Genomic DNA, 26543 nt, shown 5'->3' on the forward strand with positions numbered 1-26543 from the left:
TATGAGTAGTTAGATTTTTTGAATTTCCCTAATCCAAAAAACTTGGATCAAAGAATATTGTTTCGGTAAGCTCAATTTTTTGAGAAGTGAATTTTTGTATTAAAAACATATTGTAGACGGTTTTACCTTATGCTAATTCTCTTTGTATACACTGCTAAATAATCAAAACGATAAAACTACATACGTAGTTTTATTTGACAAATCAAATCTACAAGTGTAAACTTTAATTAATAAAAAAGAAAGGCATAGTAATGGACATCAAAAATCACAACTGTCACCATGCAACATCTCTAAAACTTACAGGACTGACAAGCACGACAACAAATAATATCAATACTAATGACTTCAATATTTCTGATAGCGAACTGGTAGTCATGCGGATTGTTTGGTCTCTAGGAGCAACAACGGCTGATCAGATTTACAGTAAGTTGGACAAAACCTATCAGTGGGCACCATCCACCATCAAAACATTCCTGGCAAGATTGGTAAAAAAAGGATTACTTACTAACCAACGCGTCAGTCGAAAATACGTTTATCAGGCAACATGTACGGAGGACGAGGCTATTGCTCAGATGGCTCAGGATTTTATGCACAAAATTTGTGCCCGAAAACATACGAATGTCATTCTGGAAATGATTGATGCGAGCAACTTCACTGAGGATGATAAAGTAGCTATTGATGATAAAATAGCAGAGAAACCTTCAGTCACTGAAGTCGCCTGCGATTGTCTTGATAATCTGCAATATTGCAGCTGCTAATGTTATAGAAAGGAGTTCCTATGTCTCAAATTATTGTTCTCATCGTTGGACTCGTCCTAATCGTCTTTATCGCCTGGTGGTTCTTTGGAAAACACGAAGTAAGTCAAGAATCTGCTACTATAAGCGCTGATGGGCAAAGTGCAACAGTAGTGGTCAATGGTGGCTATAATCCTGCTGTCCTGAAACTAAAGCAGGGCGTTCCTGTCAAATTGACCTTCAACCGCAAAGACCCTACGACTTGTCTTGAAAAAGTAGTTTTTCCAGATTTTGGTGTGGATGCGGACTTGCCAGTTGGGCAGGATGTTGTGATAACCATTGACACCTCGAAAGCTGGAGAGTATGAGTATTCCTGTGGTATGCACATGTTTCACGGCAAAATCATCATCAAATAACAGAAGAAATTACACTTAGAAAATTTAAAAATCATATATCACTCAACATCTATTTAAAAGGAGAAACTAAAATGTTCGGATCAAAAATTAACAACAAAGTTGCGGTTACAGTCGATGGCGGGTATTCCCCCGCAAAATTCAAACTCAAAGCGGGCGAACCTGCTGAAGTCACCTTTACCCGCACAACTGATAATGGCTGCACACAGCAAATTATCTTCAACGGCGAATTGCGTGACTTGCCACTCAATAAACCTGTCACTTTCGTCTTCAAACCAACTGAAAAAGGTGATCACGAATGGACTTGTGGAATGAAAATGGCAAAAGGTCATTACACTGTCAAATAATTATTTACAGAATATTAGCTCGGTTTATAAGAAAACAAAAATAAGTGTTAAATATTTTGACGCTAACAAAAATCGAGCGCCTGCGCAATCGCAGTTCAAAAGGAGAAATTGATGTCAGTTACAAAACGTTTTATCATTGGTGTCATCGGCTCAGTGCCTTTACTCATCAATATGTTCATGGGCTTTGGCGGTCACATGTTAGGTGGCGAAAAATATGGAGTCTGGATTCTGTTTGTATTTGGTTCTCTGGTTTACTGGTTTTCGGGGCTACCATTTTTGCGCACAGCCATTGCCTCTTTCAAAAATCATCATGCCAACATGGATACTCTGGTGGGATTAGGTACTACGATAGCATATTTTTATAGCCTTTACGCAATGTTCACACGTCCTATGGGAACTTACTTTGAGGCGGTTGCTGTCGTCATCACCCTAATACTCTTAGGTTCGGTCTTTGAAGAACGGATGAAAGCCTCTGCTTCCTCAGCCGTTGACAAGTTGATGGACTTGCAGGCTAAGGAAGCAGAAGTTCTGCGAGATGGCGAATTTGTCAAATTACCGATTGAGGAAGTCATCGAAGGTGACCTCATTCGCATCAAGCCAGGCGAAAAAGTCGCAGTTGATGGCGAAATCGTTGAAGGAACGTCAACTTTGGACGAATCCATGGTAACAGGCGAGTCTATGCCCGTTGAAAAAGGCCCTGGCGATGCCGTCATTGGAGCCACGCTCAATAACACGGGTGCTTTCACTTTCAAAGCCACTAAAGTCGGTAGCGACACCATGCTGTCAAACATTGCTGAGATGGTACGGCAAGCACAAAATTCGCGTGCACCAATTCAAAAAACGGTCGATACAATCTCCAATATCTTTGTGCCCATCGTTTTAATGATTTCGATTTTGACTTACATCGTTTGGTATGTTTTCCTAGGTGCAAGTCCTGTCACTGCGCTTATTTTTGCAGTGTCGGTTATGATTATTGCTTGTCCATGTGCACTGGGAATTGCCACACCAACCGCTCTTATGGTGGGGACGGCCCGCTCGGCCAAACTTGGTATTCTCATCAAAAATGGTGAAGTGTTAGAAGCTACTCACACCATTAAAACTGTCGTCATGGATAAGACAGGAACCATCACTATTGGTAAACCACAAGTGACTGATCTTGTTTCAACAGGGAATTTTGCGGAAAATGATATTTTACGAATTGCTGCAGGACTTGAAGGCTCATCGGAGCACCCACTGGCCTTGGCTGTGCTCAATGAAGCCAAAGACAAGCAGGTTCTCCCTGCAACGATTGAGCATTTTGAAGCCATTTCTGGAAAAGGTGTGAAAGCCTTAATTGACGGCAAGCAAGCTTTTATTGGAAATGACCGTCTAGCCGAAGATTTCAACATGACATCAGAACTGAAAACACAGATGACGGAGCTCCAAGCACAAGCTAAAACCGTTGTCTTAGTCGGCTATGACAATCAAATCATTGCTCTCATCGGCATTCAAGATGCGCCAAAGGCTAGCTCTAAGGCCGCCATACGGGCTATGCAAGAAGCAGGATTCCGCACAGTCATGTTGACTGGAGACAATCACTTGGTTGCACAAGCCATTGCGGACGAAATCGGTATTGATGAGATCATTGCTGACGTAATGCCAGGGGACAAAGCTCAGAAAATCAAAGAGTTACAAGAAAATGGCCCAGTTGCTTTTGTTGGCGATGGAATCAACGATGCGCCCGCATTATCAACAGCTACCATAGGAGTGGCCATGGGTTCTGGAAGCGATATTGCCATTGAGTCAGGTGGTATTGTACTGGTCAAGAATGATTTGATGGATGTGGTAATATCACTCGTCTTGGCACGTAAAACTTACAATCGTATTTTACTCAATCTTTTCTGGGCGTTTATATACAATATCGTCGGTATTCCAATCGCCGCGGGCCTGTTTAGTACTTTGGGACTAACCCTTTCTCCAGAGCTTGCTGGACTCGCCATGGCATTAAGCTCAATCACCGTAGTCATTAGCTCTCTTTTATTGAATAACGTACATTTACCTAAAGGCAGTAAAGTTTTGGCAACAGGTCAAGGCAGTCAGTAAGGAGCTTTCATCCATGAAAAAAGTGATTGCAAAGATTGAAGATATGCACTGTGAGCATTGTAAACATGTCGTCGAAAATGCTATTAGCAAAATAAATGGCGTTAAATTTGCTAATGTGGTTCTGAAAAACGATGAAGCTGTTATCAAATTTGATGAAAGTGAAATTCAGCTGTCAAAAATCAGTGACGCTATTGCGGACGTGGGCTACGACGTCCGATTTTATAGGCTTGCTGACTTATAAATAAAAAAGTCTGTCATAACTGACGGACTTTTTTTAAATTTATCATATAATACATTTAGAAAATATAGGTAATATGGATAAGATTTATTTAATCATTACAAAAAGTGTGATAGTTTGCTCTATCACCACTGGTTTATCAGAAGTGAAAAACGCTTGAGGGCCTTTAAACAAGTTAGAAAATATAAGCAAGAGCTTATTGATAGCATTAACAATGTCAAATTTCCACCCGACATCAAAGGGTCTACTCTTGAAAAAGTTATGGATGTAATTGCAAGTCAGTCTGAGATTTTCAAAGGCGCACAACACGCTTTTATGTGGAAATCCAAACTAAGGGCTCCTGGTATTTATGAAAATCGTGAAAATCAATTAACTCTTGCTGATAGTCTCAACCAAGTGCTCAGAAGTAGTCAAGAAATCAAAATGTTGACGGTCGTTAATATAATGGCTGAGAAGAAAATCAGGGGGCTTGGGGCTGCAGTTGCCAACATTCTTTATTTTCTTGAACCAAGTATTTTTCCCCCTTTTAACACCGCAATTGTCGATGATTACAATTATTTGACAAAATCAAAAATTCGACTGGGCAAGTAGGAAGATTATTTCAAACTACGTGACGGTATCATCGAACTTAATCTACTGGGCGGTTTATTTTCAAAAGATTTAGGTGCAATTTCCACTTTTATGTATGACACTGGTAAGCTCAATTATGTCATTCGTGAAAATGAAACCATCACTATCCAGGTATCAGAGAACAAAACACTGGAAATTGTGCAAAATAAGCTAAGAAAAGATGAAACAAAAAATTTACACCAGAAAATTCAATATCAATTAGCAACCTCAGATAACGCAATTGGTTATCAGGCTTGGATTGCTTCGAATGACCACAGTCGCATGGTTGATGGAAAGCGACTCGGCGATTTTTCACTGCCTAGTTTGCCGCAAAAAATTCAAGATTTACCGGATCACCTGCGTAAAACAATTGGATTGATGTCATTTAGTTTGCTAAAGTGGGAAAATCTGTATGTGCTTTTGAAATTGAAAAATCAACTTCTATTATGTCAGGCATGAATCGCATGGATGACTTGTCCTCTATCGATTAGGAAAATATAATGATGTATATTGTCTCGCCCGAATCGCGTGAGGATGAGATTCTGGCACAGTTCAATCGTCCGCAGCATTACATGTATAACCAAAACTTTCATGACAATTTGCGATATATTCTGTTTGAAGATTTGTAGAACAATGTATCCTTTATGAAACGATTTGGTAAGGTTTTTATGATATTAGCCCCAATTTCTCATTATACAAATGGTAAATTGGTACAGTTTAGAAAAATAAAATGGATGCACCTCACTTTTTGTACTATCATGAAAACACACTATCATCACAAGTTCTGCAAATTCTTTTTTTATAATAATTATATTAATAAAAGCATATTGTCTACATATACAACTAAAAAATTTTTCTAAAAAGAAGGTTAATTCCATGGTACTAACAAAAATATCTGCCAAAATTGAAGAAATGCATTGTAAAAAATGCCAAGAATCTATTAAGCAAGCGATTTCCGAGGTAACTGGAGTGGTTGCTGTCAGAACTGATTCACAAATCGATGTTACTCAAATTACTTATGATAGCTCTATACTATCCTATCGTGATATTAACAATGCCGTCAAACTTGCAGGTTTCAAAATTTCATACTATTTTGATAACAAAGTAATAAAATGAGGGGAGAGGATAAATGAAAAATATCCGTGTAAAGATTTATGGAATCCATGATAAAGTGAGCGTAGATGCAGTTAGAGTAGTCATTGAAAATACACAAGAAGCCATTTTTGCTCATGTTTTTTTAGATGGTTGGGCCATTATCAAAGCTCGTACTCCATCTCAACTATCAGACATTATTCAAGCACTAGAGCGAGCGCAATATCAAATTTCATGCTACTCATACTATGTTCAGATATCATAATTGATGGCAAGAACTATATATGAATATAAAGATAATAATTTTAAAGGCGCACCTTTCGGAGAGGTGGGCTTTTTTATACCAAAAACCGAGAGATTTTCGGAATTCCTCGATTTTATGAGTTGCACTAGCAAGAATCTTCGTTAGTATTAACATATCATGTATTCATTAATTGTCAATCGGTTATTAGCTTAATTTTTCCCTATTAACTATAACTATTTTATGTTGCTGACTCTTTCGTATCGTATACTTTAGATTACTACTGATTAGAAATCTTAGCCTTTCTTCTTCAAATTCCAGCTTTTTTATTTTTTTCAATGTCATCCGACTTTAACTCATTCAATAGTTCAGTAAATAATTTTAAAAATATTATTCGTTCACCCAAACTAATTTTATTATTCTCATAACCGACGTTTTTCTTGTTATTAAATTTGCTTTTAATCCCGCTAAATAAAATAAAAATTAGCATGATTATAAAAATAATATAGGCTACTGAAAAAACCGTCCAAGTGACATATCCTACCTCTTGAAAGGCTTCTTTTAAAGCCTTACTTCCAAATATTGGTGTTGTGGAGTTACTGTTACTATCAAATATGGAATAAGTGATTTTTCCAATTGGTAGTAACATTTGAACAATGGCGGCAAAAACTGGTATAGCGGCAATCCAAATTTTAATTTTATATATTTTTTTCTGGGTACTAAATTTTATTTTACTTTGTATTTTTGATTTACTAAAAAAAGTAGCGAAAACAACAGGGTCAAAGAAAACTAAAAAGAAAGCTAATATGGCAGTAAAATATGTCCAGCCACTATTCATAGATATCAGCCTAAGAAAAAGGATATAGCCAAGAATAATCATAAGGGTTCTGTTGCAAAGTTTTAAATCTACTATCAAATAAGGTAGAATAATAGAAAAAGATAGCAGGAGGAATGACGATGAATCATTTTAAAGGAAAGCAATTTCAGCAGGATGTGATTATTGTAGCCGTGGGCTACTATCTTCGTTATAACCTTAGCTATCGTGAAGTTCAAGAAATCTTATATGATCGTGGCATTAACGTTTCTCATACGACGATTTATCGTTGGGTGCAAGAATATGGCAAACTACTCTATCAAATTTGGAAAAAGAAAAATAAAAAATCCTTTTATTCATGGAAAATGGATGAAACGTACATCAAAATTAAAGGAAAATGGCATTATTTGTATCGAGCCATCGATGCAGATGGTTTAACCTTGGATATTTGGTTACGTAAAAAACGGGACACACAAGCAGCCTATGCTTTTCTTAAGCGGTTAGTGAAGCAGTTTGATGAACCGAAGGTTGTAGTCACAGATAAAGCCCCCTCTATTACAAGTGCCTTTAAGAAACTAAAAGAATACGGCTTTTATCAAGGGACAGAACATCGTACCATTAAATACCTGAATAATTTGATTGAACAAGACCATCGTCCAGTAAAGAGACGCAATAAATTCTATCGAAGTTTACGCACTGCCTCACCCACGATTAAAGGCATGGAAGCCATCCGAGGATTATATAAGAAAACCCGAAAAGAAGGCACTCTCTTCGGGTTTTCGGTCTGTACTGAAATCAAGGTATTATTGGGAATCCCAGCTTAAATCATAGATACCGTAAGGGATTTTTTTCTTTATTTAAAACTTTGCAACAGAACCAAATGTAGTATTCCTACTCCCAAATTAAAAAATACAATACTAGATACATATCTAGTATTGTATTTTTAGATAACTGCCAATTAATTTAATAATATCCTTAATTCCAGATGTGGCGTTGAAAAGTTGTACGGATTTTCGTAAGTTTCCAGAATTAATATAGAATTTTGCTTAAGTTTTTTAAGTCTAATTAATTCATCCGTTATCTTATCAGGTTCAATATGTTGTGCTTGAACACAGACATGATCAATATGCAAAATTTTTATGTTTTTTAACTTTGATGAGTGGCCCCGAACTTTTAAGGCAAGAAATTTATCGTAGTTACCATACTGGAGTGAATAATAACACCCAATTCGGTTAAAAAATTCTATTTCTAAATCCTTCAACATAGAGATAGTTTTATTAATTGTATCATAGTACTTATTTGAAAAAAATACATCATCGAAAGGTATCAAGATAAAATCCTCATGAGTTTGCTCTAAATCAACATTAATTGATGAGTCTAGTTTTTGAGATAAGCTTATTTCATTTTGTATATATTCTAAAAATTGCTTATCCTCTTTTAATTGCTTTTCTTTTAATTCTAATATGTTACTAGCTTTTCTAATGATTTCGATCAAATTGATCTCAGTTTCGGACTTAATAAAGTCGTTAAAAGTCCCTAGAGGAATTCCATAATCAGCACATAATTTTATAATTTTCACATATGGAATATGTGCATGAGAGTAATAGCGGTAACCATTATTAGCATCAATTAATGCTGGATGTAAAATGCCGATAGACTCATAATATCTTAAAGCCTTGATATGTATACCAGAATAGCTGCTAAGTTTTCCTATAGTCAAATAATTTTTATTTTCCATTCTTTCTCCTTGACCTTACCGTAAAGGTATAGTTTATAATATCAGTATAACATATAAAAATATTTATATCATTACCCGAATTGCTAGTTGATTATTTAGCCATGACTTGATACCCGATAGAATATCTTAAAGTCTATGGTTCCAGTGATTTAGCTGATTTTAACAGTAAAGAATACGCTAAAAGTATCATCTCTAATTTCAATTGTAAACCTTGAGGCGAACGACTTTTACAACGCTCAGCTCCTAGATTTGTCAAAAAAGAGAAAACTCGCTCAATCACTTTTCTACGTTTTGAAAAATTAGGGAAAAGGATTTTCTTTTGCTTCATGTTCTTCCTGACAGGTGTAATTAGATCAATTCCTTTTAATTCCAGCCTATCATGCAGTGACTGACCTAAATATCCCATATCTCCAAGGACTGTTGGTGTCCCAAATTGACTCAACACTTCCTTGGCCATTGTACTGTCAGCTATTGAAGCAGGAGTAATTGTGTAGTCTATGACATAGCCTGATTCACTGACTAAAGCATGACATTTACATCCATAGAAGTACTGTCCCTTTGTAGCATTGTAGCCAACATTTGCATAATCTCCAAGAACTTTGCTTCTGAAATTACGAATAGGCTGACACAAAGGAAGGGGGAAGCTGTCAATAATGGATACACTCATTCCTTCAACCTCTTTAAAGACGAGTGCTTGGCGAATGACTTGGATACTCGGTAAGAGGGCATTACAACGGCGGACAAAGCGAGAATATTCTAGGAAATTAGGAAATAAACTTTGAGCCAATTGGTGCTTAGCTTTAAGCGTTTCACTAAAATGCAGTACGCCCCATAGGTAACAAGCGATAACTAAGCAATCTGATGTTGCGAGATGGACGTTCTTTCGGTTTTGAACCTCAAGGGGAACACTCGTTTGATAAAGCGTCTCAATGGTTGTCAGTAAATAAACAAAAACTTTTGGAAGTGTGCTATTATAAGTCATATAAGTCGTGCGCTTTCTAATGCTTAGTGGTTTAAGATTAGGATAGCACGACTTATTTATTTTCCAATGAAATTAACTAGCAATTCGGGTATATCATTTAGAAGAGGTATCTAATATGAAAAGCTTAATTACAGCTTTAAAAGAAAAGAGAGCATTACGCTTATATTTTATCGGAATAATAATTTTTATCATCGGATTATTACTCCCAATATCAAGTACAGTCAGAGTTTTAATTAGCATAATAGCAACTATTTTATCGGGATATCATGTAATGCTTGAAGGGATAGATGATACCATAAAAGAGACAGTCAAAAAGAAAAGATTTACTCCTAATACGCATATTTTAATGACACTTGCCGCAATAGGTGCAATTTTCTTAGGAGAAGCCGTTGAAGCTGCTCTACTAATCTTTATATTCGCAGGGGCACACTTTCTTGAAGAATATGTTGAGGGAAAAAGTAAACGGGAAATTACTAAACTAATAGAACTAAATCCTACGGAAGCTCGTTTAATTAATAATGAGGGAAATATAGAAGTAGTTTCGATTGATAAATTAAAAATAGGTGATAGACTTCAAGTTTTGAATGGAGCGCAAGTTCCAACTGATGGTATCATACTTAATGGTTCAACAAGCATTGATGAGTCAACCATAAATGGTGAAAGTATTCCTCGAGAAAAAAATGTTGGTGATATTGTTTTTGGTTCAACCATTAATGGTACAGGTACATTCACTATGAGAGTATCCAAGGATAGCAAGGATACAGTATTTTCTAAAATATTAACTATGGTTGAAGAGTCACAAAATAACCTTTCACCAACTGCCGATTTCATAAAACGTTTTGAACCACACTATGTCAACGGAGTATTAGTAATATTTTTAGCTTTAATTATATTTTCTCCAATGTTTTTAGGCTGGACATTAACGGAAACAATTTCAAGAAGTTTAGTCTTTCTAGTCTCTGCTTCACCATGTGCATTAGCTGTTGCTGCAATTCCTGCAACATTAGCTGGAATATCATCTTTAGCAAAACAAGGAATACTATTTAAAGGTGGTAATTTTCTTTCAAATTTAATTAATTTAAAAGCTGTCGCTTTTGATAAAACAGGAACATTGACAGAAGGAAAACCAAAAGTAGTAGATTTCTATTTTAATCCCGAACTTGATGGTGAATCCTTTAGAAATACATTAGTAGCAATGGAAAAGCAAAGTAATCACCCATTAGCAAATGCTATAGTTAATAAATTTGAAATTCAAAAAGTTGACTACGATATCAAAGTAGAAAATGAACTTGGGACAGGGTTGAGCGCAACCTACCAAGGAGAAAGCTATCGAATTGCTAAACCAAGTGCTTTTAAAATCGTAAGTCAAGAATGGATTGAAAAACAGGAAAACTTTGAAAATGAAGGAAAAACGGTGGTATTTATTGCTGTTAACGATAAAGTCGAAGGCTTAATAGCAATTCAAGATACTCCTCAAAAGACTGCAATTTCGGCAATTCAATATTTAAATAAGAATCAAATAAAGACTATTATGATAACTGGTGATGCAGTATTAACGGGAAAGGCAATTGGGAAACAGTTAGGCGTAAGAGATGTGCAGGCAAATGTAATGCCTGATGAAAAGGCAAAAATAATAAATGAAAATAAAGAAAAATATGGTCCAACCGCGATGATCGGAGATGGTGTGAATGATGCACCAGCACTTGCTGTAGCAGATGTAGGTATTGCGATGGGAGATGGCACGGATGTAGCTATAGAAACTGCAGATGTAGTATTAATGAATAATGACCTTGGTAATTTTGTGAGTGCACATAAAACTTCTAAAAGATTAAAAAATATTGTAACTCAAAATATAATATTTGCTTTATTAGTTGTTCTATTTTTAGTGTATATTAGTCTATGGAAAAATACCTCGGTGGTACTAAGCATAACATTGCATGAGGGAAGTACGCTGGTTGTTCTGCTAAATTCATTGAGATTATTATTGCCAAATAAAAAAGATATAGAAGGAGAGCTATAAATGTTTAAAAATATATTTCAAAACTTAACTGAACAAGCACAAGAAATTTTGGGGAATATAACCGAAAATATTCCTGAACAAATTCAAAATGTTGCAGGAGGTATAACCGAAAACATTCCCGAACAAATTCAAAATGTTGCAGGAGGTATAACCGAAAATATTCCTGAACAAATTCAAAATGTTGCAGGAGGTATAACCGAAAACATTCCCGAACAGATTCAAAATGTTGCAGGAGGTATAACCGAAAACATTCCCGAACAGATTCAAAATGTTGCAGGAGGTATAACCGAAAACATTCCTGAACAAATTCAAAATGTTGCAGATAGTATTACGAAATTTTTGGGATAATATAAATTTTTCTCATCTTTTGAGAATATGAAATTAAATTATGCTCCAATCAAATGTATCAAACTAGGTTGAAACTCAATGACCAACTCGTTATATACCACGAGCCAATCAGAAAGCTTGATATTCGCTCAACCAGATACATCTGAGGAATCCTCCTTTATAAAGATTTTAAATATATTAATTGGGCCACTGAAATCAGGTGGCTTTTTTTGTTCAGTATTGAGGTCGGTATCAAGGTCGGTATCAAGGTCAGTATTGAGGTCGGTATTAGGGTCGGTATTGAAAAGTGTTATCGACCTTAAGAATGGACTAACAATTATTTATAGCCATGCTTTGAGAAAAAGCAAACTTTTTCGGAAAGATGTATATCATTTCAATTCGTTTTAAATCCTCTATTTGTTTTTGCGCTTCCTTTTGTTTTTTAGAAATAAATTCGAACATATCTTGACAACGAACTTCATCTTTATCTACAACACCAAGTAATTTATAAATCTCGCTTAAAGAAAAACCAAGTTCCTGTATTCGTTTAATAAACCCAACACGCTGGTTCTGTTGCAAGGTTTTAAATAAAGAATAAAATCCCTTACGGTATCTATGATTTAAGCTGGGATTCCCAATAATACCTTGATTTCAGTACAGACCGAAAACCTGAAGAGAGTGCCTTCTTTTCGGGTTTTCTTATATAATCCTCGGATGGCTTCCATGCCTTTAATCGTGGGTGAGGCAGTGCGTAAACTTCGATAGAATTTATTGCGCCTCTTTACTGGACGATGGTCTTGTTGGTTCTGTTGCAAAGTTTTCTGATAAGTCTATTTTAGTGTAAAATGAATAAAAATGACAGCGAGGATATATCAATGAACTATTTTAAAGGTAAACAATTTCAAAAAGATGTGATTATTGTCGCTGTTGGTTATTATCTACGTTACAATCTAAGCTATCGTGAAATTCAAGAACTCCTTTATGATCGTGGGATTAACGTTTGTCACACAACTATTTATCGTTGGGTACAAGAATACAGTAAAGTCCTCTATCATCTCTGGAAAAAGAAAAATAGACAGTCCTTCTATTCGTGGAAAATGGATGAAACTTATATCAAAATCAAAGGTCGTTGGCATTATCTCTATCGTGCAATTGATGCGGATGGATTGACTTTAGACATCTGGCTACGCAAGAAACGGGATACTCAAGCTGCTTATGCGTTCTTGAAACGACTCCATAAACAGTTTGGTCAACCAAGAGTAATTGTCACGGATAAAGCGCCCTCTATTGGTTCTGCATTTAGAAAGTTACAGAGTAACGGTTTATATACTAAGACAGAGCATCGAACCGTGAAGTATCTCAATAACCTCATTGAGCAAGACCATCGACCAATCAAACGACGCAATAAATTTTATCGAAGTCTACGAACTGCCTCAACCACGATTAAGGGCATGGAAACAATTCGAGGAATATACAAAAAGAACCGAAGAAATGGAACGCTCTTCGGATTTTCGGTATCTACTGAGATTAAGGTCTTAATGGGAATATTAGCTTAAGAACAAGAAGGATTATAAACCTTGTATTTGATTTTTAAACTTTGCAACAGAACCTATTTGGCTTTGTTGAAAATTCAATGCATGGTTCTAGTTTACGTTCTATTGGATTCGATCGAGCTGTTTTAAATACTGACCTTACAAATCTGACTTATAACTTATTGAGGTACGAACAAGTTAAACGTTTAAATCTCAAAACATGGCGGTAATCTGTCTAAAATAAGAATAAACAGTCAAGTGGCGTCTGTAACATAAAGAAAAACACAGTAGACTATGCTTAGTTTTCTGTGTTTTTTTCTAATTTCATTTAGAGGTGAATTAATTGGTAGTTATTAGAGGTGCCCTTAATTTGACAAATCATATAACTAAAATTAGTCTTCATTAGGATCATTTTTAGCTTCCTCATGCGTTTTATGTACTGTACCAGGGACATGATCAGGACCTGCATAAATTGAGTAAATTTTCAGAGGTTTGTCACCAATATTGGTTACATTATGCCAAGTATCAGCAGGTACTAAAATTACATCATCATCTGAAACTTCTTGTTCAAATGTAAGATTATCTTCGGCATCTCCCATTTGGCATAAACCTTTACCTTCTTCGATACGGAGGAATTGATCGATACCCATGTGTACTTCTAAACCAATATCGTCACCGGGTTCAATAGCCATTAATGTAACCTGAAGTTTTTCACCAGTCCAAATTGTTGTACGGTAATTCTCGTTTTCTTTGGTATAATCCTCAATGTTAACGATAAATTTTTCTTTGCCATGATCTTTATAATCGAATGTCATTAGAAAGTCCTCCTTGTTCTTAATTAGACTAATTCTAATAATTAATCTATACTATAGTAATAACATAAAACCGTTTACAAAGCAAAGAAAAAGGTTCTGTTGCAAAGTTTAAAAATCAAATACAAGGTTTATAATCCTTCTTGTTCTTAAGCTAATATTCCCATTAAGACCTTAATCTCAGTAGATACCGAAAATCCGAAGAGCGTTCCATTTCTTCGGTTCTTTTTGTATATTCCTCGAATTGTTTCCATGCCCTTAATCGTGGTTGAGGCAGTTCGTAGACTTCGATAAAATTTATTGCGTCGTTTGATTGGTCGATGGTCTTGCTCAATGAGGTTATTGAGATACTTCACGGTTCGATGCTCTGTCTTAGTATATAAACCGTTACTCTGTAACTTTCTAAATGCAGAACCAATAGAGGGCGCTTTATCCGTGACAATTACTCTTGGTTGACCAAACTGTTTATGGAGTCGTTTCAAGAACGCATAAGCAGCTTGAGTATCCCGTTTCTTGCGTAGCCAGATGTCTAAAGTCAATCCATCCGCATCAATTGCACGATAGAGATAATGCCAACGACCTTTGATTTTGATATAAGTTTCATCCATTTTCCACGAATAGAAGGACTGTCTATTTTTCTTTTTCCAGAGATGATAGAGGACTTTACTGTATTCTTGTACCCAACGATAAATAGTTGTGTGACAAACGTTAATCCCACGATCATAAAGGAGTTCTTGAATTTCACGATAGCTTAGATTGTAACGTAGATAATAACCAACAGCGACAATAATCACATCTTTTTGAAATTGTTTACCTTTAAAATAGTTCATTGATATATCCTCGCTGTCATTTTTATTCATTTTACACTAAAATAGACTTATCAGAAAACTTTGCAACAGAACCAATAAGAATATCTTTTGCTACAATATACTGATTTGAGGAAGGATTATCAGTGACTTCAACATTTTTTAAGGTAGATTGCGAGGCGTTTACTGTAAGTTTCCAATTTACATAATTAGAATCTGTACTTGACTGTGAACCATCTTTCGTTACGAATTCTCCTTGATGTGCTGGAGTAACACTAGCACTTAAATCATGTGAAATGTCCTTATTTGTAAATGTCGCTTTGTTTTTGTACTCCTTCTGATTGATGAGGTTACCTTCTAGACTTGTTTCAAATATTAGAACATAGGCTTTTGTGCTTCCATCTGGTAGTTCTACCTTAACACTTCCTTTGCTTTCTACTATTTTTATTCCCATATCTGAAGTAACTTCAGCACCTAAAGTATAAGTACCATTTTTATTAATCGTAGCTTCATATACTTTAGCACTTCCAGAAACATAGTTTTGATCATCAGAGATTGGATCAGTTATTGAGGCATTGCTTAATTCTTGTTGATTGAAATTTGCTGCAATTGTCCAGGTAATTTTTTTGCTGGTTGCATTATATGAACCAGATTTTTGTCCATTATATTGGAACGGAGGTATTGGTTTAAATTCTTTATGATCATTATTAGTATGATCTCCTCCATTTTTATCCTTCCAAGTCATTGAAGCATCATTTACAAATTTGATATCTCCTTCATGACCAGACCCATTATCAATTACACTAGTATCAAATTTTGTTTTGTATTTAATTTGATATTTATGATCTGTCCCTTCCTTAAGTGGGGAATTAAAGGAAACTGAAAAGCCTGCTGTTGTTTTTATCAGTGTATATTCTGTTGGGGAGAGTACTTTATTTCCAGCAGTTTTATCAATAATTTGGAAAGTATTTTCAAGGAAAGTCAAACCTTCAGACATTTTGTCTTCAAGTGACCAGTTTTCCATCCAATAGCCTGCACTATTAATATCTATTTTCCATGGAATTTCTCTATTCTCGTAATCAATATCTCCATCAATATTTTTAACGATTCCTTGTTGAGTTGCATTACCACCTGACTCGCTGTTATCTCCCGTATCAGTTGTTACTGAGTTATCAATGGTAGCATTTCCATCTACGATATCTTTAACCTTCGTTTGATATTCAACTTTTACTGCATAATCAATATCAGTAATAAACTCAATTTTAAATTTTTGAGGATTATCAGGGTCTTGTACAAGTTTATAATCTTCCCCTTCTTTTAATTGAGCACCTTTAATTTCTTTTCCATTACTATCAAAAGTAATTTTATAAAGTTTAACACTTCCGTTCACCAGCTCGATGGCATCACTCATGGTATCTTCAATAAATGACCCTGCTTTATGATTTTTTTCATTATAATTGTATTCTATATTCCAATTATAAATTTGATCGTTCCCTGTTGTAAATGGTCCATTTTTTTTAATTGGCCCTTTATATTGCGCAGTAACAGAGGCACTTGCATTGGTATCTGTTTTTCCATCATTTAATGTCGCTGTATTTTTAAAACTTACAGATCCCTCTTTTTCCGGAAAACTACTTTCATCGATAGTTGTTGTATAGACAACATTGAACGCTTGATCGGTAGTAGCATATTTACCAATAAAAGTAATTTTTCCATTTGAATCAACAGTATAATCTGTACCTTTTACTAAAGGATGTTCTTTATCAATGGAAATGATTTCTCCATTTTTTCCAACTGTCTCAGGGTAAATTTCGACGGATCCATAAGTTGTTCCTTCTGGCATTGGATCGGTAAGTGTAGCATTTTCCATTGTATTTAATGGACGGTTAATATTTATTTCCCAAATAACTTTACTAGGATTTGGAGTTTTATCAAAATGTCCTGATTTATCAATTGCTTGGTCATAGGTTGGCCGAACATGAATTTCTGAAGGGGGAAAATTTTCCTCCGTTGGTGTATCAACTACAACTTCTCCTGGAACAATTGTCTTATCGAAATGTGCATCATAATGAAAGGTACCCTTAATATCATGATAGGTTTCAACTTTTTCATTGAAGACGAAACGAACGGTTCCATCTGCATTAATTGTATAGGTTCCATAATCTCCCAGTGACGATGTCGCTTGCTCAATTGTTACACCATCAGGAAGTTTAAAATCAAAGTAATCTCCTGATTTCAATGGTAAAATATCTTCTGGAATACTCCAGGTATAATCGATTTGAACTTCTGCATCTATCGGAACATCTGTTTGATCTGGATAAGGTTTTCCTTCTTTATCAAGATATATGACCTTAGCTGAGTCGATAATAGTCGCTGGTGAAATTCCTGAGTCTTCTAGAAGTTTACGAATATCTTGACTTTCCACAGTTTTTATAGCTTGCTCTGAATGTTTAGTCGTACTACTTTCTTTTTCTTTGATTTCAGGTATAACAGTATTTTGAGTCACAGTGGAAGTTGACTGACTTGGAGTTTCTGAAGTTGAACTCGTTTTTGGCAACAATACATCAACCTGGCTATCATTTAATTTGGCTGTTAATCGCTCAAAGTTTTTCAAAAGTTCTTTAGAGATTGAGAAATTGACTTTCACTTCGCTTGTATTTAGTGAATTAAGGTCTATTGTCAATCTATTTTCGTCAGCAGTATAAGATGCTGTTGACTTTTGTCTGTTAGCCTCATTTGGTTCATTAATTTTAATTGATTTATCTAATTCAATAATAGTTGTTTTACTTTTCAATATTGACTGATTAATCTTGAGACTTAAATCAAATGTCATTAAATCAGCATTACTTTCGGATTCATCTATTTTAAATTGACTTAATATTATATCCGAATCATTTGTTTCTTCATTTATTGCTCCTGCAATTGCTCCAACTGGGGTAATAACATATTGTAAAAGCAGCATTAAACCTAAAATTATAGAAATAACTTTTTTTCTACTTTTCATAATGTCCTCCTTTTGATTTTAAATCAGTTTTGTAAGCGATGTATTTTATTAATTACATTTTCTTATAAAAATTGCTGATTCTAGGACATTATAGCATAATACAATACAAATGTGTAATAAATTTCGTACATTAAGTTCTATTATCTTACTTTTATTTATATTTTTGTTGGTTCCTAATATAGCCTTTCTGCAACATAATGGCTCCATAAAGCCATTAGCCCCTTTTTTAATATTTCATAAATATTTAAATGATTAATAAAAAAAGACCGATAAAAAATAAAAATTTGATTCTAAATCGACTTTTATAACAAAAAAATAAGATAATACTTTTTTAAAAGGGGAAAGTTTCACTTTCGTTTTATTATTTTTACATTACACCTCTAAATTGAGTCTTATTTTAAATAATAAATATTACCGCTTAAGCATTAAGGATAATAATGTATAATAAAGAGAAAGGAACGAGGAACAAATATGGATTATAATGATTTTATGAAAAGTAAGCACATTGCTGAACGTTGGGGAGAGTTTCAGGCTAATTATAAAAATTTAAATAAAACAAGTGAATTAAAGGCTTATCATGATTTACTGACAGAGTTTTATGATTATATTCAAAGCCTAGAAGCTCATCTTTTTAATGACGAAAAAGTTGCTGACCAAAAAAATTTACTGACAGAAAATGTAGCAACTCCTTCGCAAATTTTTAATGCTCCCAAAATTCCAGAAACAGTTTCTTTTGGTCAAGAAGCACTCGGAGGTGAGGAAGACCCTTGGTTTGGTTTTAATGATGAATAAAAATATTTACTGACCCATTCTGTCAGTAAATATTTTTTATTTTATATGGGAATTTCATTGTGAAAACCTTTGCAAAAGTGATAAAATAGAGCTAGAAATGATTTTCAGTAAAAAGGAGAATAGCTTATGCCTCTAAATATTTTGGATTACGACCCTTATTTGGAACCTTTCAAAGAAGATTTGTCTTTGCGGCTTTTTGAATTTGCTCGAACCAAAAAACGGCTTTTAGGAACTGATGGTTCGCTTGTTGATTTTGCTAATGGTTATAAGTATTTTGGCTTTCAACAAGAAAGTAAACACTGGACTTTTCGCGAATGGGCACCAAATGCTAAAAGAGCTTGGTTGGTTGGAGATTTCAATAATTGGGAAAACAATTTTGAGTTGAAACAGGCCTATGGTGGGACTTGGGAAATTTCAATTCCGGGTATGCTACCTGTGGGTTCTAAGGTGAAGGTTAAGCTGCTTTTACCGTCTGGTGAAACAGTTTATCGTGTTCCCTCTTATATTATGTTTGCTATCCCCAATGAGCGCCATGAATTGGATGGAGTGATTGTTCAACCAAAATATGATTGGAAGAATAAAGCCCCTCAGTTAAAAGAAGCTCCTTTGATTTATGAAGCACATATTGGTATTTCAACTGAAGAATATAAAATTAATTCTTATAAAGAATTCACGCGCGATGTCTTACCAAGAATTAAAAAGGCTGGTTACAATACTATTCAACTGATGGCAATTATGGAACATCCGCTCTATGCTAGTTTTGGTTATCAAGTTTCCAATTTCTTTGCAATTTCTAGTCGCTTTGGTCAGCCAGAAGATTTGATGGAATTGATTGATCAAGCTCATGGTATAGGTTTGCGAGTGCTTTTAGATGTGGTTCATTCACATGCTGTAAAAAATATCGAAGATGGTCTCAACTATTTTGATGGGACAGAAAATCAGTATTTTCATGAAGGTGAACGAGGAAATCATCCAGCTTGGAAGACAAAACTTTTTAATTATGGCAAAGATGAAGTGATTCATTTTCTACTTTCAAATCTTAAATTTTGGTTGGATACCTATCATTTTGACGGTTTTCGTTTTGACGGTGTGACTTCAATGCTTTATCATGATCATGGTTTAGGGACTGTATTTACTGATTACAGCAAATATTTTTCGCTCAATACAGATATCGAAGCGGTGACTTATTTGATGTTGGCAAATGAATTAACACATTTATTCAATCCATCAGCAACAACAATCGCTGAAGATATGTCAGCCATGCCGGGAATGGCCCTACCTATTTCAAGTGGAGGAATTGGTTTCGATTACCGTTTATCAATGGGAATTCCTGATTTTTGGATTAAACAATTGAAAGAAAAAACGGATAATAGTCTTGACTTATTGAGTCTTTGGTGGGAATTAACGACGCGACGTCCCGGTGAAAAAAATATTGGTTATTCTGAAAGTCATGACCAAGCTTTAGTTGGTGATAAAACGATTATGATGTGGTTAGCTGATGAAGAGATTTATTGGAAAATGGACCTTAATAATCAATCTCTAAAAATTGACCGTGCCATAGCACTTCATAAATTAATTCGCCTAATTACTTTTAGTTTGGCTGGTGAGGGTTATTTAAATTTCATGGGTAATGAATTTGGCCACCCCGAATGGCTTGATTTTCCGCGTCAAGAAAATCATGATGATTTCCAACATGCTAGAAGACAATGGTCTTTAGCTGATAATAAAGATTTGCGTTTCCAATATTTATTGGCATTTGACCAAGCGATGATTAATCTAGAGCGACATTACAAGTTTTTAGAAAGCCCAGAACCTGTCCAACAACTTTGGATAAAAAATTCGGATAAATTACTAGCTTACCAAAAAGGGCAACTTCTTTTCGTCTTTAATTTCCATCCTAGTTATGAACAAGAGCTTCAACTCCAATTTCCTGAAAAACCAGAACTTATCTTCGATAGTGATGACCAAAAATTTGGTGGTTTTGGTCCAAGAAGTAGTTTTGGTTGGTCAAAAGGGCATTTAAATCTAATCCTTGAACCTAGAACTGCCATGGTTTTCCGAATTAAAGAATAAAAACCTGTCAATTGACAGGTTTTTTTTACTGACAAAATCGTAAAAGTTACTGACAGAAATCCAAAAAGTCTGTCAGTAACTTTAAAAGGCATTTAAATTCGGTTCAAGCAAAGTCCAGAGATTTTCAAATTGATTTTGAAATTGGTCATCCCACTGTGGGGCAATTTTTGGGTGATGAAAATAAACAAAAGCTTGAATATAAGCAGCAGCTTCCTCTTCACTTTCAAATTTAGCAGCTGTCTTTAGACTCTCAACCATTTCTAAAATATGTTTACGTCCCAATTCTAAATTTTCTCCAATGTAGGTTGTGTATAAGGCAAACATTTCTGGAGTTTTTCGATGTGCTTCATATTTGGCAATGGCGACTGACCAGAGCCAATCATGAACAATCTCTTTTTGATGTTCATACTTGCTTGTGTCAAAAGGAAATATTTTTACAAGTGTCTGACCATTGAGCCAACGAAGGGCAAGTATCGTTAAAAGTTCATCTTTACTTTTAAAGTGCTTATAAATAGCTGGTTGACTAATATTGAGTTCCTTAGCAATTTTTGAAATGGTGAGTTTCTCTATTCCATTCTCTAAGATAAATTCTTCTGTTTTTCCTAAAATCTTTTCACGTGTATTCATAAATTAATTGTAACACAAGTTATAATTCTTGACAAATATAACTTTCTGGTTTATAATTCATTTTGTTGGTTATAAAAGTTAAAAAAAATAACCTCATAAAAAGGAGAAATCATGACATTTACAGGACATACGATTTTAATCACAGGTGGTACAAGCGGAATCGGACTTGGTTTTGCTAAAAAGTTTTCCGAATTAGGAAATAAAGTCATCATTACCGCCCGAAATGAAAAACGTCTTAATCAAATTTTAAATGAAAATCCAACTTTTACAGGATTTGTCAGTGATGTTGCTGACAAAGACTCCCTCCCCCAATTAGTCAAATTCATCAAAGAAAATTTCCCTCAACTTGATGTCATTATGAACTGTGCCGGAATTATGCGTGCGATTAATTTATTTGAACAATCTGACAATTCTCTGGAAGTACTGACAGAAGAAATTCATATTAATTTATTAGGAACAATTGCTGTGACACAAGCATTTTTGAAAATCCTTGTCGCAAATAATGGACTAGTCATTAATGTTTCATCAGGATTATCAAATCTGGCTGACGGTGCACACCCTATTTACAATTTGACCAAAGCTGGGATTCATTTTTACTCTGATGCGCTTCGAGAACAAGCTAAATATTTTGAAAAGACTTTAAAAGTCATCGAATTAGTTCCACCATTAGTTGCTGAAACAAATCTCGAAAGCCATACAAATACTGACGCACCCAATAACATGGCACTTTCAGACTTAATTAGTGAAACTTTAGCCGGGCTTGAAAATGGCTTAGAACGGATTGACGCTGGTTTTGCTAAATAACTTCACCAAATGGGCAAAGTAAATAGTGACGAAAACACCAAACTACTTTCTCAACAAATGCTCAGCAATTATTTTCCCAAAATGAAAGATTAGAGAAGAAAAATGTCACTTAATCCCCTTCAAATGCATAATACCAAAAAAGAACTCCGTAAAAATTTTGAACTCACAAGACTTAGCAAATCTGAAGTTGCTACTGATTTAAAAATTAGCGAAGTAAAACTTGAAAAAATATTTAATCTTAAACAAAGAACACTCGAAGACACTTGGATTTTACGAAATTATTTACTAGAAAAAGTAGAAAAAACAGGTCAACAACCTGTTCCCTTTACCGCTTTATCTGGAGATTGGCACCGTCACTGGTTTTTAAATTCCAATCTAATTGACCAACAACAAATGTCTAAAGGCGACAACTAAAACTCAAAGGAGAAAAATCATGAAAACACTTATCACTGGCGCAAATAAAGGAATTGGTTTTGCACTTGCTCAAAACCTTGGTCATCGCGGCTATGAAGTCTTGGTCGGAGCCCGTAATGAAACGCGTGGACAAGAAGCCGTTGAAAAGCTGAAAGCCGAAGGAATTACTGCCAAATTTGTCAAAGTAGATTTAGATGACTTAAATCAATTGACGAGTCTGTCAGCACTAACACATATTGATTTACTTATTAATAATGCTGGAATTTCTGGGAATATTCATTCAGATAAAGGGCACCTTGATATGGAAAAATCAGCTTTTGATTATTCAACAACTGATTTAGAAGAAGCAATTAAAACCAATTTTTTGGGAACACATGCTGTGATCAAAGAACTTCTTCCACATTCACTGACAGAAAATGCTAAAATTATTAACATCACCGTACCCGTTTCTCAAGAATATTGGATGCCACTTGCTTATGTCACTTCAAAAGCTGCACAAAATGCCATGACCTTTGCTTTTGGTCATCAATTCAAAAAAGATAAATCTAAAAAACAAATCTTTGCTGTTATGCCTGGTGCAGTTGCAACAGATTTGAACGGTGCAAAAGTTGGGGATAGTCCGTTTGTAAAATCTCCTGAAGAAACAGCTCAAATGATTAGTAAATTTATTTTTGATGACAAAAATCATAATGCTCAAATTATTAATTTTGACGGAACAATTTATGATAACTATGAACCAGGCTTACGTAACAAAGTCATTAAAGATGTCGCTAAAAATGGTTTAAAGCGTAAATTTAAAAAATAAATAAAAAAGTTGCTGACTAATCTGTCAGTAACTTTTTTATTGTTTTTTGAAAAAAGCGTAAGCAAATCTTAACATTTATGATAAAATAATTCCATGGAAAAAGAAAGATTTTTGGCTTTTACAGATGCTATTATTGCCATCATTGCAACGATTATGGTTTTAGAATTTAAAACCCCTGATAAAAGTGGCTGGCCTGCTCTGGCAGAATTAACCATCCCACTTTTAGCTTATGCTTTGAGCTTTTTTATGATTATGACCGTATGGTATAATCATCATCAACTTTATCGTGATATTAAAAATATTACTCCTCGAATATTCTTATTGAATACGCTCTGGCTATTCATTATGTCATTTTTCCCCTTCACCACGGGTTGGGTCGGAAAACATGCAAGTGAGTTTCTCCCTGAATTTTTCTACTTGATTGTTATTTTTCTCTGGGCGGCTGTTTTTCATCTTATGGACCATGAGCTGCTCAAAGAAAATCCTGATAAAGAATACAAAGAACTCACACACAGTCTTTCAGGTAGAAATCTTTTTCTCATCAACTTTCTTTCTATTGTTATCGTTTGGTTTTGGCCTCCTATCGGCTTAGTTTGCGTTGCTATGCTTGCTACAATATCCCTCATAAGTTTCTTAAAGAAATAAAAAGCCGTCAGTTAATGACAGCTTTTTATTTTAATCTTCTTGTTCATCCATAAAGCTATTGAAGACTTCTTCAATCATATCCCATTCATCTTCAGCATCTTCAGGGATTGGTTGCAAATCACCCTCAGTACCGTCAGCATTCTCAGTAAATGAGTAAGCCAAAACATCGATAAGACCTTGTTCATCTTCTTCAAACTCAGTAGGTTGTAAAACAACATAGTTTTTGCCAAATTCTTCTTGTCCATCAATGGTAATCAAAATTTGGAACAAGCTTTCGTTTCCATTTTCATCAACCAAAGTAATATAGTCAGGTTCATGATTATGGTCATGTTCGTGATCATGTGTATGAGTCATTTTATTTCCTTTTCTTCATCCTTAATTAGAGGAATTTTCTGCTATTCATAATAAAATAAATAGACAACTTTTACTGACAGAAAATCCTACGAATACTTGTCAGTATTTTTATACTTACAAATAAACTAAAGCTTTCATCAGTAAACCAAAAATTATAATTTTAATGCATGAGCATCCAAATAATTTTGTAAAATCAAAACAGCAGCCAATTTATCAATCGATTTTTTGCGATCTTTACGACGCACTCCACCATCAATCAATACTTTTTCAGCTTGCGCAGTTGTCAATCGTTCATCTTGATAAGCGACTTCCAAACCGAATTCATTGGCCAACTTTGTGCCATAATCCCGTGATGCTTCGGCACGAATCCCTTCATCACCGTTCATATGTTTTGGAAGACCAAGAACTACCTTTTCAGGTTTGTATTCTTTAATCAAAACGCCCAAACGTTCAAAGCCAAGCTCACCGGCTTCACTGTCAATCTTAATGGTTTCAACAGGTTGAGCGGTCATCCCAAGTAAATCACTGACAGAAACTCCCACAGTTTTTGTTCCGACATCAAGCCCTAAAATTCGTGCAAACACTATAAATTGACACCATTATCTTTCAAATAATTCTTGATTAATTCCTCAACAATATCATCTCGGTCAAAACGGCGAATTTTATTACGCGCATCATCATGACGAGGGATATAAGCAGGGTCTCCCGACAAAACATAACCCACGATTTGATTGATAGGATTGTAACCCTTAGCCTCAAGCACATTGTAAACATCAACGAGTGTTTCGCCAATTTCTTTCTTGTCCGAATCACCAAATTCAAAACGGACTGTTTCATCTGTAAAACTCATAAGACACCTCCTTTAAATTTATCTGTAAAGCCAGATTAAACTAAAAATCAATAATTTCCATCCCGTCAGCCAACTGATGTCCACATTTTTAGAAGACAATCATTTTATTTACTGACAGAAATATCCCATTAAAAATTTCTTAGATACATGTTAATTATACGTTATTTTTTGCTTGAATTCAACCGTTTTCTCCATTAAAGTAAATAAAAGCCTTCTATCAAGGCTTTTAAATTTAAGTTAAAAATTTCCAAAGATATAAATTATAAAAATAAGTTCAATAAAAGACTAGTTTTAAAAACTAGTCTTTACTACAATGATTTTAAGGTAAAATATTTCCAGCTGCCATGTACAAGTCGTACCATTCCGCACGTTCTAAGACAATATCTGAAGCAGCAGCAATTTCTTCAATTCGGCTCAATGTCATCGTTCCAATAATTGTTTGGATATTGGCAGGATGCCGATTAATCCAAGCGACAGCAATTCCAGTTGGAGTAGAATTGTATTTTTCTGCATAAAATTCCAATTTTTTATTCAAATCGGGGAATTTTTCATTTCCAACAAAGACGCCTTCAAAGAAACCATATTGGAAAGGTGACCAAGCCTGAATAGTCATCTTATTAATACGAGAATACTCTAAAATTCCATTATCATGAACAAAAGAACCTTCATCACTCATATTTACATGAATCCCAGCATCAATCATTCCCGTATGTTTCAAGCCAAACTGTAATTGATTAAATAACAATGGCTCTTTCACCGCTGTTTTCAACAGTTCAACTTGACCAGGATTTTGATTAGAAACCCCAAAATAACGTACTTTCCCTGCTTTTTCCAATTCATAAAAAGCCTCAGCTACTTCTTCAGGTTCGACTAAAGTATCTGGACGATGCAAGAGCAAAGTATCCAAATAATCAGTTTTTAAACGAGATAAACTCCCCTCAACCGATTCAATAATATGTTTTTTTGAAAAATCAAACATTTTCCCAGGAACAATTCCACATTTTGACTGTAAAATAATATCTTCTCGTTTTACTGACGATTTTTCTAGAGCATCTGCAAAAATCGATTCACAAGCTCCACCCCCATAGATATCAGCATGGTCAAAGAAATTTATCCCTTGCTCTACCGATTTTTCAATGACAGCAACCGGATCTTTTCCCTCTTCATTAATTCTCATACAACCTAAAATAATTTGAGAAGCTTCAAGTTCACCAATTTTGAATTTTTTCACGACAAAACTCTCCTTTAAGTGTGAGATTTCACCTTATCTTCAATCAACAAAGGAAAAAATTTCACTAATTATTTAATAAAACCATTATAACACAATTAATGAAACCGTTTAACAAAATATATTTAATCATCAACCGACTCCTGCCTTATTTAGGAAT

The 26543-nt window shown here is 34.8% G+C and carries 28 protein-coding genes and 4 pseudogenes; 19 read left to right on the forward strand and 13 right to left on the reverse strand.

The window, feature by feature from the left end:
• Positions 1 to 251: 251 nt before the first annotated feature.
• From MHB61_RS08300 to MHB61_RS08335, 8 genes and pseudogenes are all read left to right on the forward strand, one after another.
• The gene (locus MHB61_RS08300; RefSeq protein WP_017865330.1) at positions 252 to 758 is read left to right on the forward strand and encodes a CopY/TcrY family copper transport repressor; all 507 of its coding nucleotides are present in this window, start codon (positions 252 to 254) and stop codon (positions 756 to 758) included.
• 20 nt (positions 759 to 778) lie between these two features.
• On the forward strand, positions 779 to 1150 hold the full coding sequence (locus tag MHB61_RS08305; RefSeq protein ID WP_017865331.1) for a cupredoxin domain-containing protein: 372 nt from the start codon (positions 779 to 781) through the stop codon (positions 1148 to 1150).
• A gap of 71 nt (positions 1151 to 1221) precedes the next feature.
• Positions 1222 to 1494, forward strand: a complete 273-nt coding sequence (locus MHB61_RS08310; RefSeq protein ID WP_017865332.1) for a cupredoxin domain-containing protein — start codon at positions 1222 to 1224, stop codon at positions 1492 to 1494.
• Positions 1495 to 1605: 111 nt separating this feature from the next.
• The gene (locus MHB61_RS08315; protein ID WP_017865333.1) at positions 1606 to 3576 is read left to right on the forward strand and encodes a copper-translocating P-type ATPase; all 1971 of its coding nucleotides are present in this window, start codon (positions 1606 to 1608) and stop codon (positions 3574 to 3576) included.
• A 13-nt stretch (positions 3577 to 3589) separates the two neighbouring features.
• On the forward strand, positions 3590 to 3817 hold the full coding sequence (locus MHB61_RS08320) for a heavy-metal-associated domain-containing protein (RefSeq protein WP_017865334.1): 228 nt from the start codon (positions 3590 to 3592) through the stop codon (positions 3815 to 3817).
• 114 nt (positions 3818 to 3931) lie between these two features.
• A pseudogene (locus MHB61_RS08325) lies at positions 3932 to 5139 on the forward strand (type II restriction endonuclease); the annotation flags it as partial.
• Between the two features lie 160 nt (positions 5140 to 5299).
• Entirely contained in the window at positions 5300 to 5539 is a 240-nt protein-coding gene (locus tag MHB61_RS08330; protein WP_023189918.1) for a heavy-metal-associated domain-containing protein, read from the forward strand.
• Positions 5540 to 5552: 13 nt separating this feature from the next.
• Positions 5553 to 5780 (forward strand): hypothetical protein, encoded by a 228-nt coding sequence (locus MHB61_RS08335; protein ID WP_023189917.1) that lies wholly within the window; start codon positions 5553 to 5555, stop codon positions 5778 to 5780.
• Positions 5781 to 6066: 286 nt separating this feature from the next.
• On the opposite strand, the gene MHB61_RS08340 is transcribed toward MHB61_RS08335, so the two are convergent.
• Positions 6067 to 6594 (reverse strand): hypothetical protein, encoded by a 528-nt coding sequence (locus MHB61_RS08340; RefSeq protein WP_032944468.1) that lies wholly within the window; start codon positions 6592 to 6594, stop codon positions 6067 to 6069.
• 119 nt (positions 6595 to 6713) lie between these two features.
• On the opposite strand from MHB61_RS08340, the gene MHB61_RS08345 reads away from it, so the two are divergent.
• Positions 6714 to 7394, forward strand: coding sequence for an IS6-like element IS1216 family transposase (locus MHB61_RS08345; protein ID WP_013646119.1), 681 nt, complete (start codon positions 6714 to 6716; stop codon positions 7392 to 7394).
• Between the two features lie 134 nt (positions 7395 to 7528).
• Here the strand turns inward: MHB61_RS08345 and MHB61_RS08350 are convergent, their stop codons facing one another.
• Both MHB61_RS08350 and MHB61_RS08355 read right to left on the reverse strand, forming a co-directional pair.
• Positions 7529 to 8308 carry a MerR family DNA-binding transcriptional regulator gene (locus MHB61_RS08350; RefSeq protein ID WP_017369569.1) on the reverse strand — a complete coding sequence of 260 codons (780 nt, stop codon included), beginning with the start codon at positions 8306 to 8308 and terminating at the stop codon, positions 7529 to 7531.
• 133 nt (positions 8309 to 8441) lie between these two features.
• A complete protein-coding gene (locus MHB61_RS08355) occupies positions 8442 to 9290 on the reverse strand; it encodes an IS982 family transposase (protein WP_283657082.1) in 849 nt (282 codons plus the stop codon).
• A gap of 115 nt (positions 9291 to 9405) precedes the next feature.
• Here MHB61_RS08355 and MHB61_RS08360 point away from each other — a divergent pair, with 115 nt between their 5' ends.
• Together MHB61_RS08360 and MHB61_RS08365 are read left to right on the forward strand one after the other, a co-directional pair.
• Complete coding sequence (locus tag MHB61_RS08360; protein WP_003134160.1) at positions 9406 to 11310, forward strand: heavy metal translocating P-type ATPase; 1905 nt, start codon at positions 9406 to 9408, stop codon at positions 11308 to 11310.
• Positions 11311 to 11658, forward strand: a complete 348-nt coding sequence (locus MHB61_RS08365; RefSeq protein WP_039670419.1) for a hypothetical protein — start codon at positions 11311 to 11313, stop codon at positions 11656 to 11658. It abuts the gene before it with no gap.
• A 372-nt stretch (positions 11659 to 12030) separates the two neighbouring features.
• Here the strand turns inward: MHB61_RS08365 and MHB61_RS08370 are convergent.
• A pseudogene (locus MHB61_RS08370) lies at positions 12031 to 12204 on the reverse strand (MerR family DNA-binding protein); the annotation flags it as partial.
• Positions 12205 to 12257: 53 nt separating this feature from the next.
• Positions 12258 to 12440, reverse strand: a pseudogene (locus tag MHB61_RS08375) (IS6 family transposase); the annotation flags it as partial.
• Between the two features lie 72 nt (positions 12441 to 12512).
• Here MHB61_RS08375 and MHB61_RS08380 point away from each other — a divergent pair.
• Both MHB61_RS08380 and MHB61_RS08385 read left to right on the forward strand, forming a co-directional pair.
• On the forward strand, positions 12513 to 13193 hold the full coding sequence (locus MHB61_RS08380; protein WP_010890648.1) for an IS6-like element ISS1S family transposase: 681 nt from the start codon (positions 12513 to 12515) through the stop codon (positions 13191 to 13193).
• 47 nt (positions 13194 to 13240) lie between these two features.
• Positions 13241 to 13399: pseudogene (locus MHB61_RS08385) on the forward strand (IS5/IS1182 family transposase); the annotation flags it as partial.
• A 162-nt stretch (positions 13400 to 13561) separates the two neighbouring features.
• On the opposite strand, the gene MHB61_RS08390 reads toward MHB61_RS08385, so the two are convergent.
• The 3 genes from MHB61_RS08390 to MHB61_RS08400 form a co-directional block, all read right to left on the reverse strand.
• Entirely contained in the window at positions 13562 to 13984 is a 423-nt protein-coding gene (locus MHB61_RS08390) for a cupin domain-containing protein (RefSeq protein WP_003108064.1), read from the reverse strand.
• 146 nt (positions 13985 to 14130) lie between these two features.
• Positions 14131 to 14811, reverse strand: a complete 681-nt coding sequence (locus MHB61_RS08395) for an IS6-like element ISS1S family transposase (protein ID WP_010890648.1) — start codon at positions 14809 to 14811, stop codon at positions 14131 to 14133.
• A 31-nt stretch (positions 14812 to 14842) separates the two neighbouring features.
• Positions 14843 to 17791 carry a collagen binding domain-containing protein gene (locus MHB61_RS08400; protein WP_262652067.1) on the reverse strand — a complete coding sequence of 983 codons (2949 nt, stop codon included), beginning with the start codon at positions 17789 to 17791 and terminating at the stop codon, positions 14843 to 14845.
• Between the two features lie 471 nt (positions 17792 to 18262).
• Here MHB61_RS08400 and MHB61_RS08405 point away from each other — a divergent pair, with 471 nt between their 5' ends.
• Together MHB61_RS08405 and MHB61_RS08410 are read left to right on the forward strand one after the other, a co-directional pair.
• Positions 18263 to 18583, forward strand: a complete 321-nt coding sequence (locus MHB61_RS08405; RefSeq protein WP_003131836.1) for a hypothetical protein — start codon at positions 18263 to 18265, stop codon at positions 18581 to 18583.
• Between the two features lie 126 nt (positions 18584 to 18709).
• The gene (locus tag MHB61_RS08410) at positions 18710 to 20656 is read left to right on the forward strand and encodes an alpha-amylase family glycosyl hydrolase (RefSeq protein WP_137016267.1); all 1947 of its coding nucleotides are present in this window, start codon (positions 18710 to 18712) and stop codon (positions 20654 to 20656) included.
• A gap of 81 nt (positions 20657 to 20737) precedes the next feature.
• On the opposite strand, the gene MHB61_RS08415 is transcribed toward MHB61_RS08410, so the two are convergent.
• Positions 20738 to 21283 (reverse strand): TetR/AcrR family transcriptional regulator, encoded by a 546-nt coding sequence (locus MHB61_RS08415; protein WP_010905153.1) that lies wholly within the window; start codon positions 21281 to 21283, stop codon positions 20738 to 20740.
• Positions 21284 to 21394: 111 nt separating this feature from the next.
• Here MHB61_RS08415 and MHB61_RS08420 point away from each other — a divergent pair, with 111 nt between their 5' ends.
• The 4 genes from MHB61_RS08420 (at position 21395) to MHB61_RS08435 (ending at position 23951) form a co-directional block, all read left to right on the forward strand.
• Positions 21395 to 22087 carry an SDR family oxidoreductase gene (locus MHB61_RS08420; RefSeq protein ID WP_003131830.1) on the forward strand — a complete coding sequence of 231 codons (693 nt, stop codon included), beginning with the start codon at positions 21395 to 21397 and terminating at the stop codon, positions 22085 to 22087.
• 102 nt (positions 22088 to 22189) lie between these two features.
• Positions 22190 to 22501 carry a DUF2316 family protein gene (locus tag MHB61_RS08425; protein WP_014570343.1) on the forward strand — a complete coding sequence of 104 codons (312 nt, stop codon included), beginning with the start codon at positions 22190 to 22192 and terminating at the stop codon, positions 22499 to 22501.
• 19 nt (positions 22502 to 22520) lie between these two features.
• Positions 22521 to 23306 (forward strand): SDR family NAD(P)-dependent oxidoreductase, encoded by a 786-nt coding sequence (locus MHB61_RS08430; protein WP_003131826.1) that lies wholly within the window; start codon positions 22521 to 22523, stop codon positions 23304 to 23306.
• A 93-nt stretch (positions 23307 to 23399) separates the two neighbouring features.
• Positions 23400 to 23951, forward strand: a complete 552-nt coding sequence (locus MHB61_RS08435) for a TMEM175 family protein (RefSeq protein WP_003131824.1) — start codon at positions 23400 to 23402, stop codon at positions 23949 to 23951.
• Positions 23952 to 23981: 30 nt separating this feature from the next.
• On the opposite strand, the gene MHB61_RS08440 is transcribed toward MHB61_RS08435, so the two are convergent.
• The 4 genes from MHB61_RS08440 to MHB61_RS08455 form a co-directional block, all read right to left on the reverse strand.
• On the reverse strand, positions 23982 to 24305 hold the full coding sequence (locus MHB61_RS08440; protein WP_003131822.1) for a DUF1292 domain-containing protein: 324 nt from the start codon (positions 24303 to 24305) through the stop codon (positions 23982 to 23984).
• Positions 24306 to 24457: 152 nt separating this feature from the next.
• Complete coding sequence (gene ruvX, locus MHB61_RS08445; RefSeq protein ID WP_003131821.1) at positions 24458 to 24889, reverse strand: Holliday junction resolvase RuvX; 432 nt, start codon at positions 24887 to 24889, stop codon at positions 24458 to 24460.
• Entirely contained in the window at positions 24889 to 25155 is a 267-nt protein-coding gene (locus MHB61_RS08450; RefSeq protein WP_003131820.1) for an IreB family regulatory phosphoprotein, read from the reverse strand. The genes ruvX and MHB61_RS08450 overlap by 1 nt, the downstream gene beginning before the upstream one ends.
• 319 nt (positions 25156 to 25474) lie before the next feature.
• The gene (locus tag MHB61_RS08455; RefSeq protein ID WP_003131819.1) at positions 25475 to 26386 is read right to left on the reverse strand and encodes an aldo/keto reductase; all 912 of its coding nucleotides are present in this window, start codon (positions 26384 to 26386) and stop codon (positions 25475 to 25477) included.
• Positions 26387 to 26543 lie beyond the last annotated feature (157 nt).

Origin of the sequence: Lactococcus sp. FSL K6-0773, from assembly GCF_038006485.1 — a bacterium.
GTDB lineage: Bacteria > Bacillota > Bacilli > Lactobacillales > Streptococcaceae > Lactococcus > Lactococcus lactis.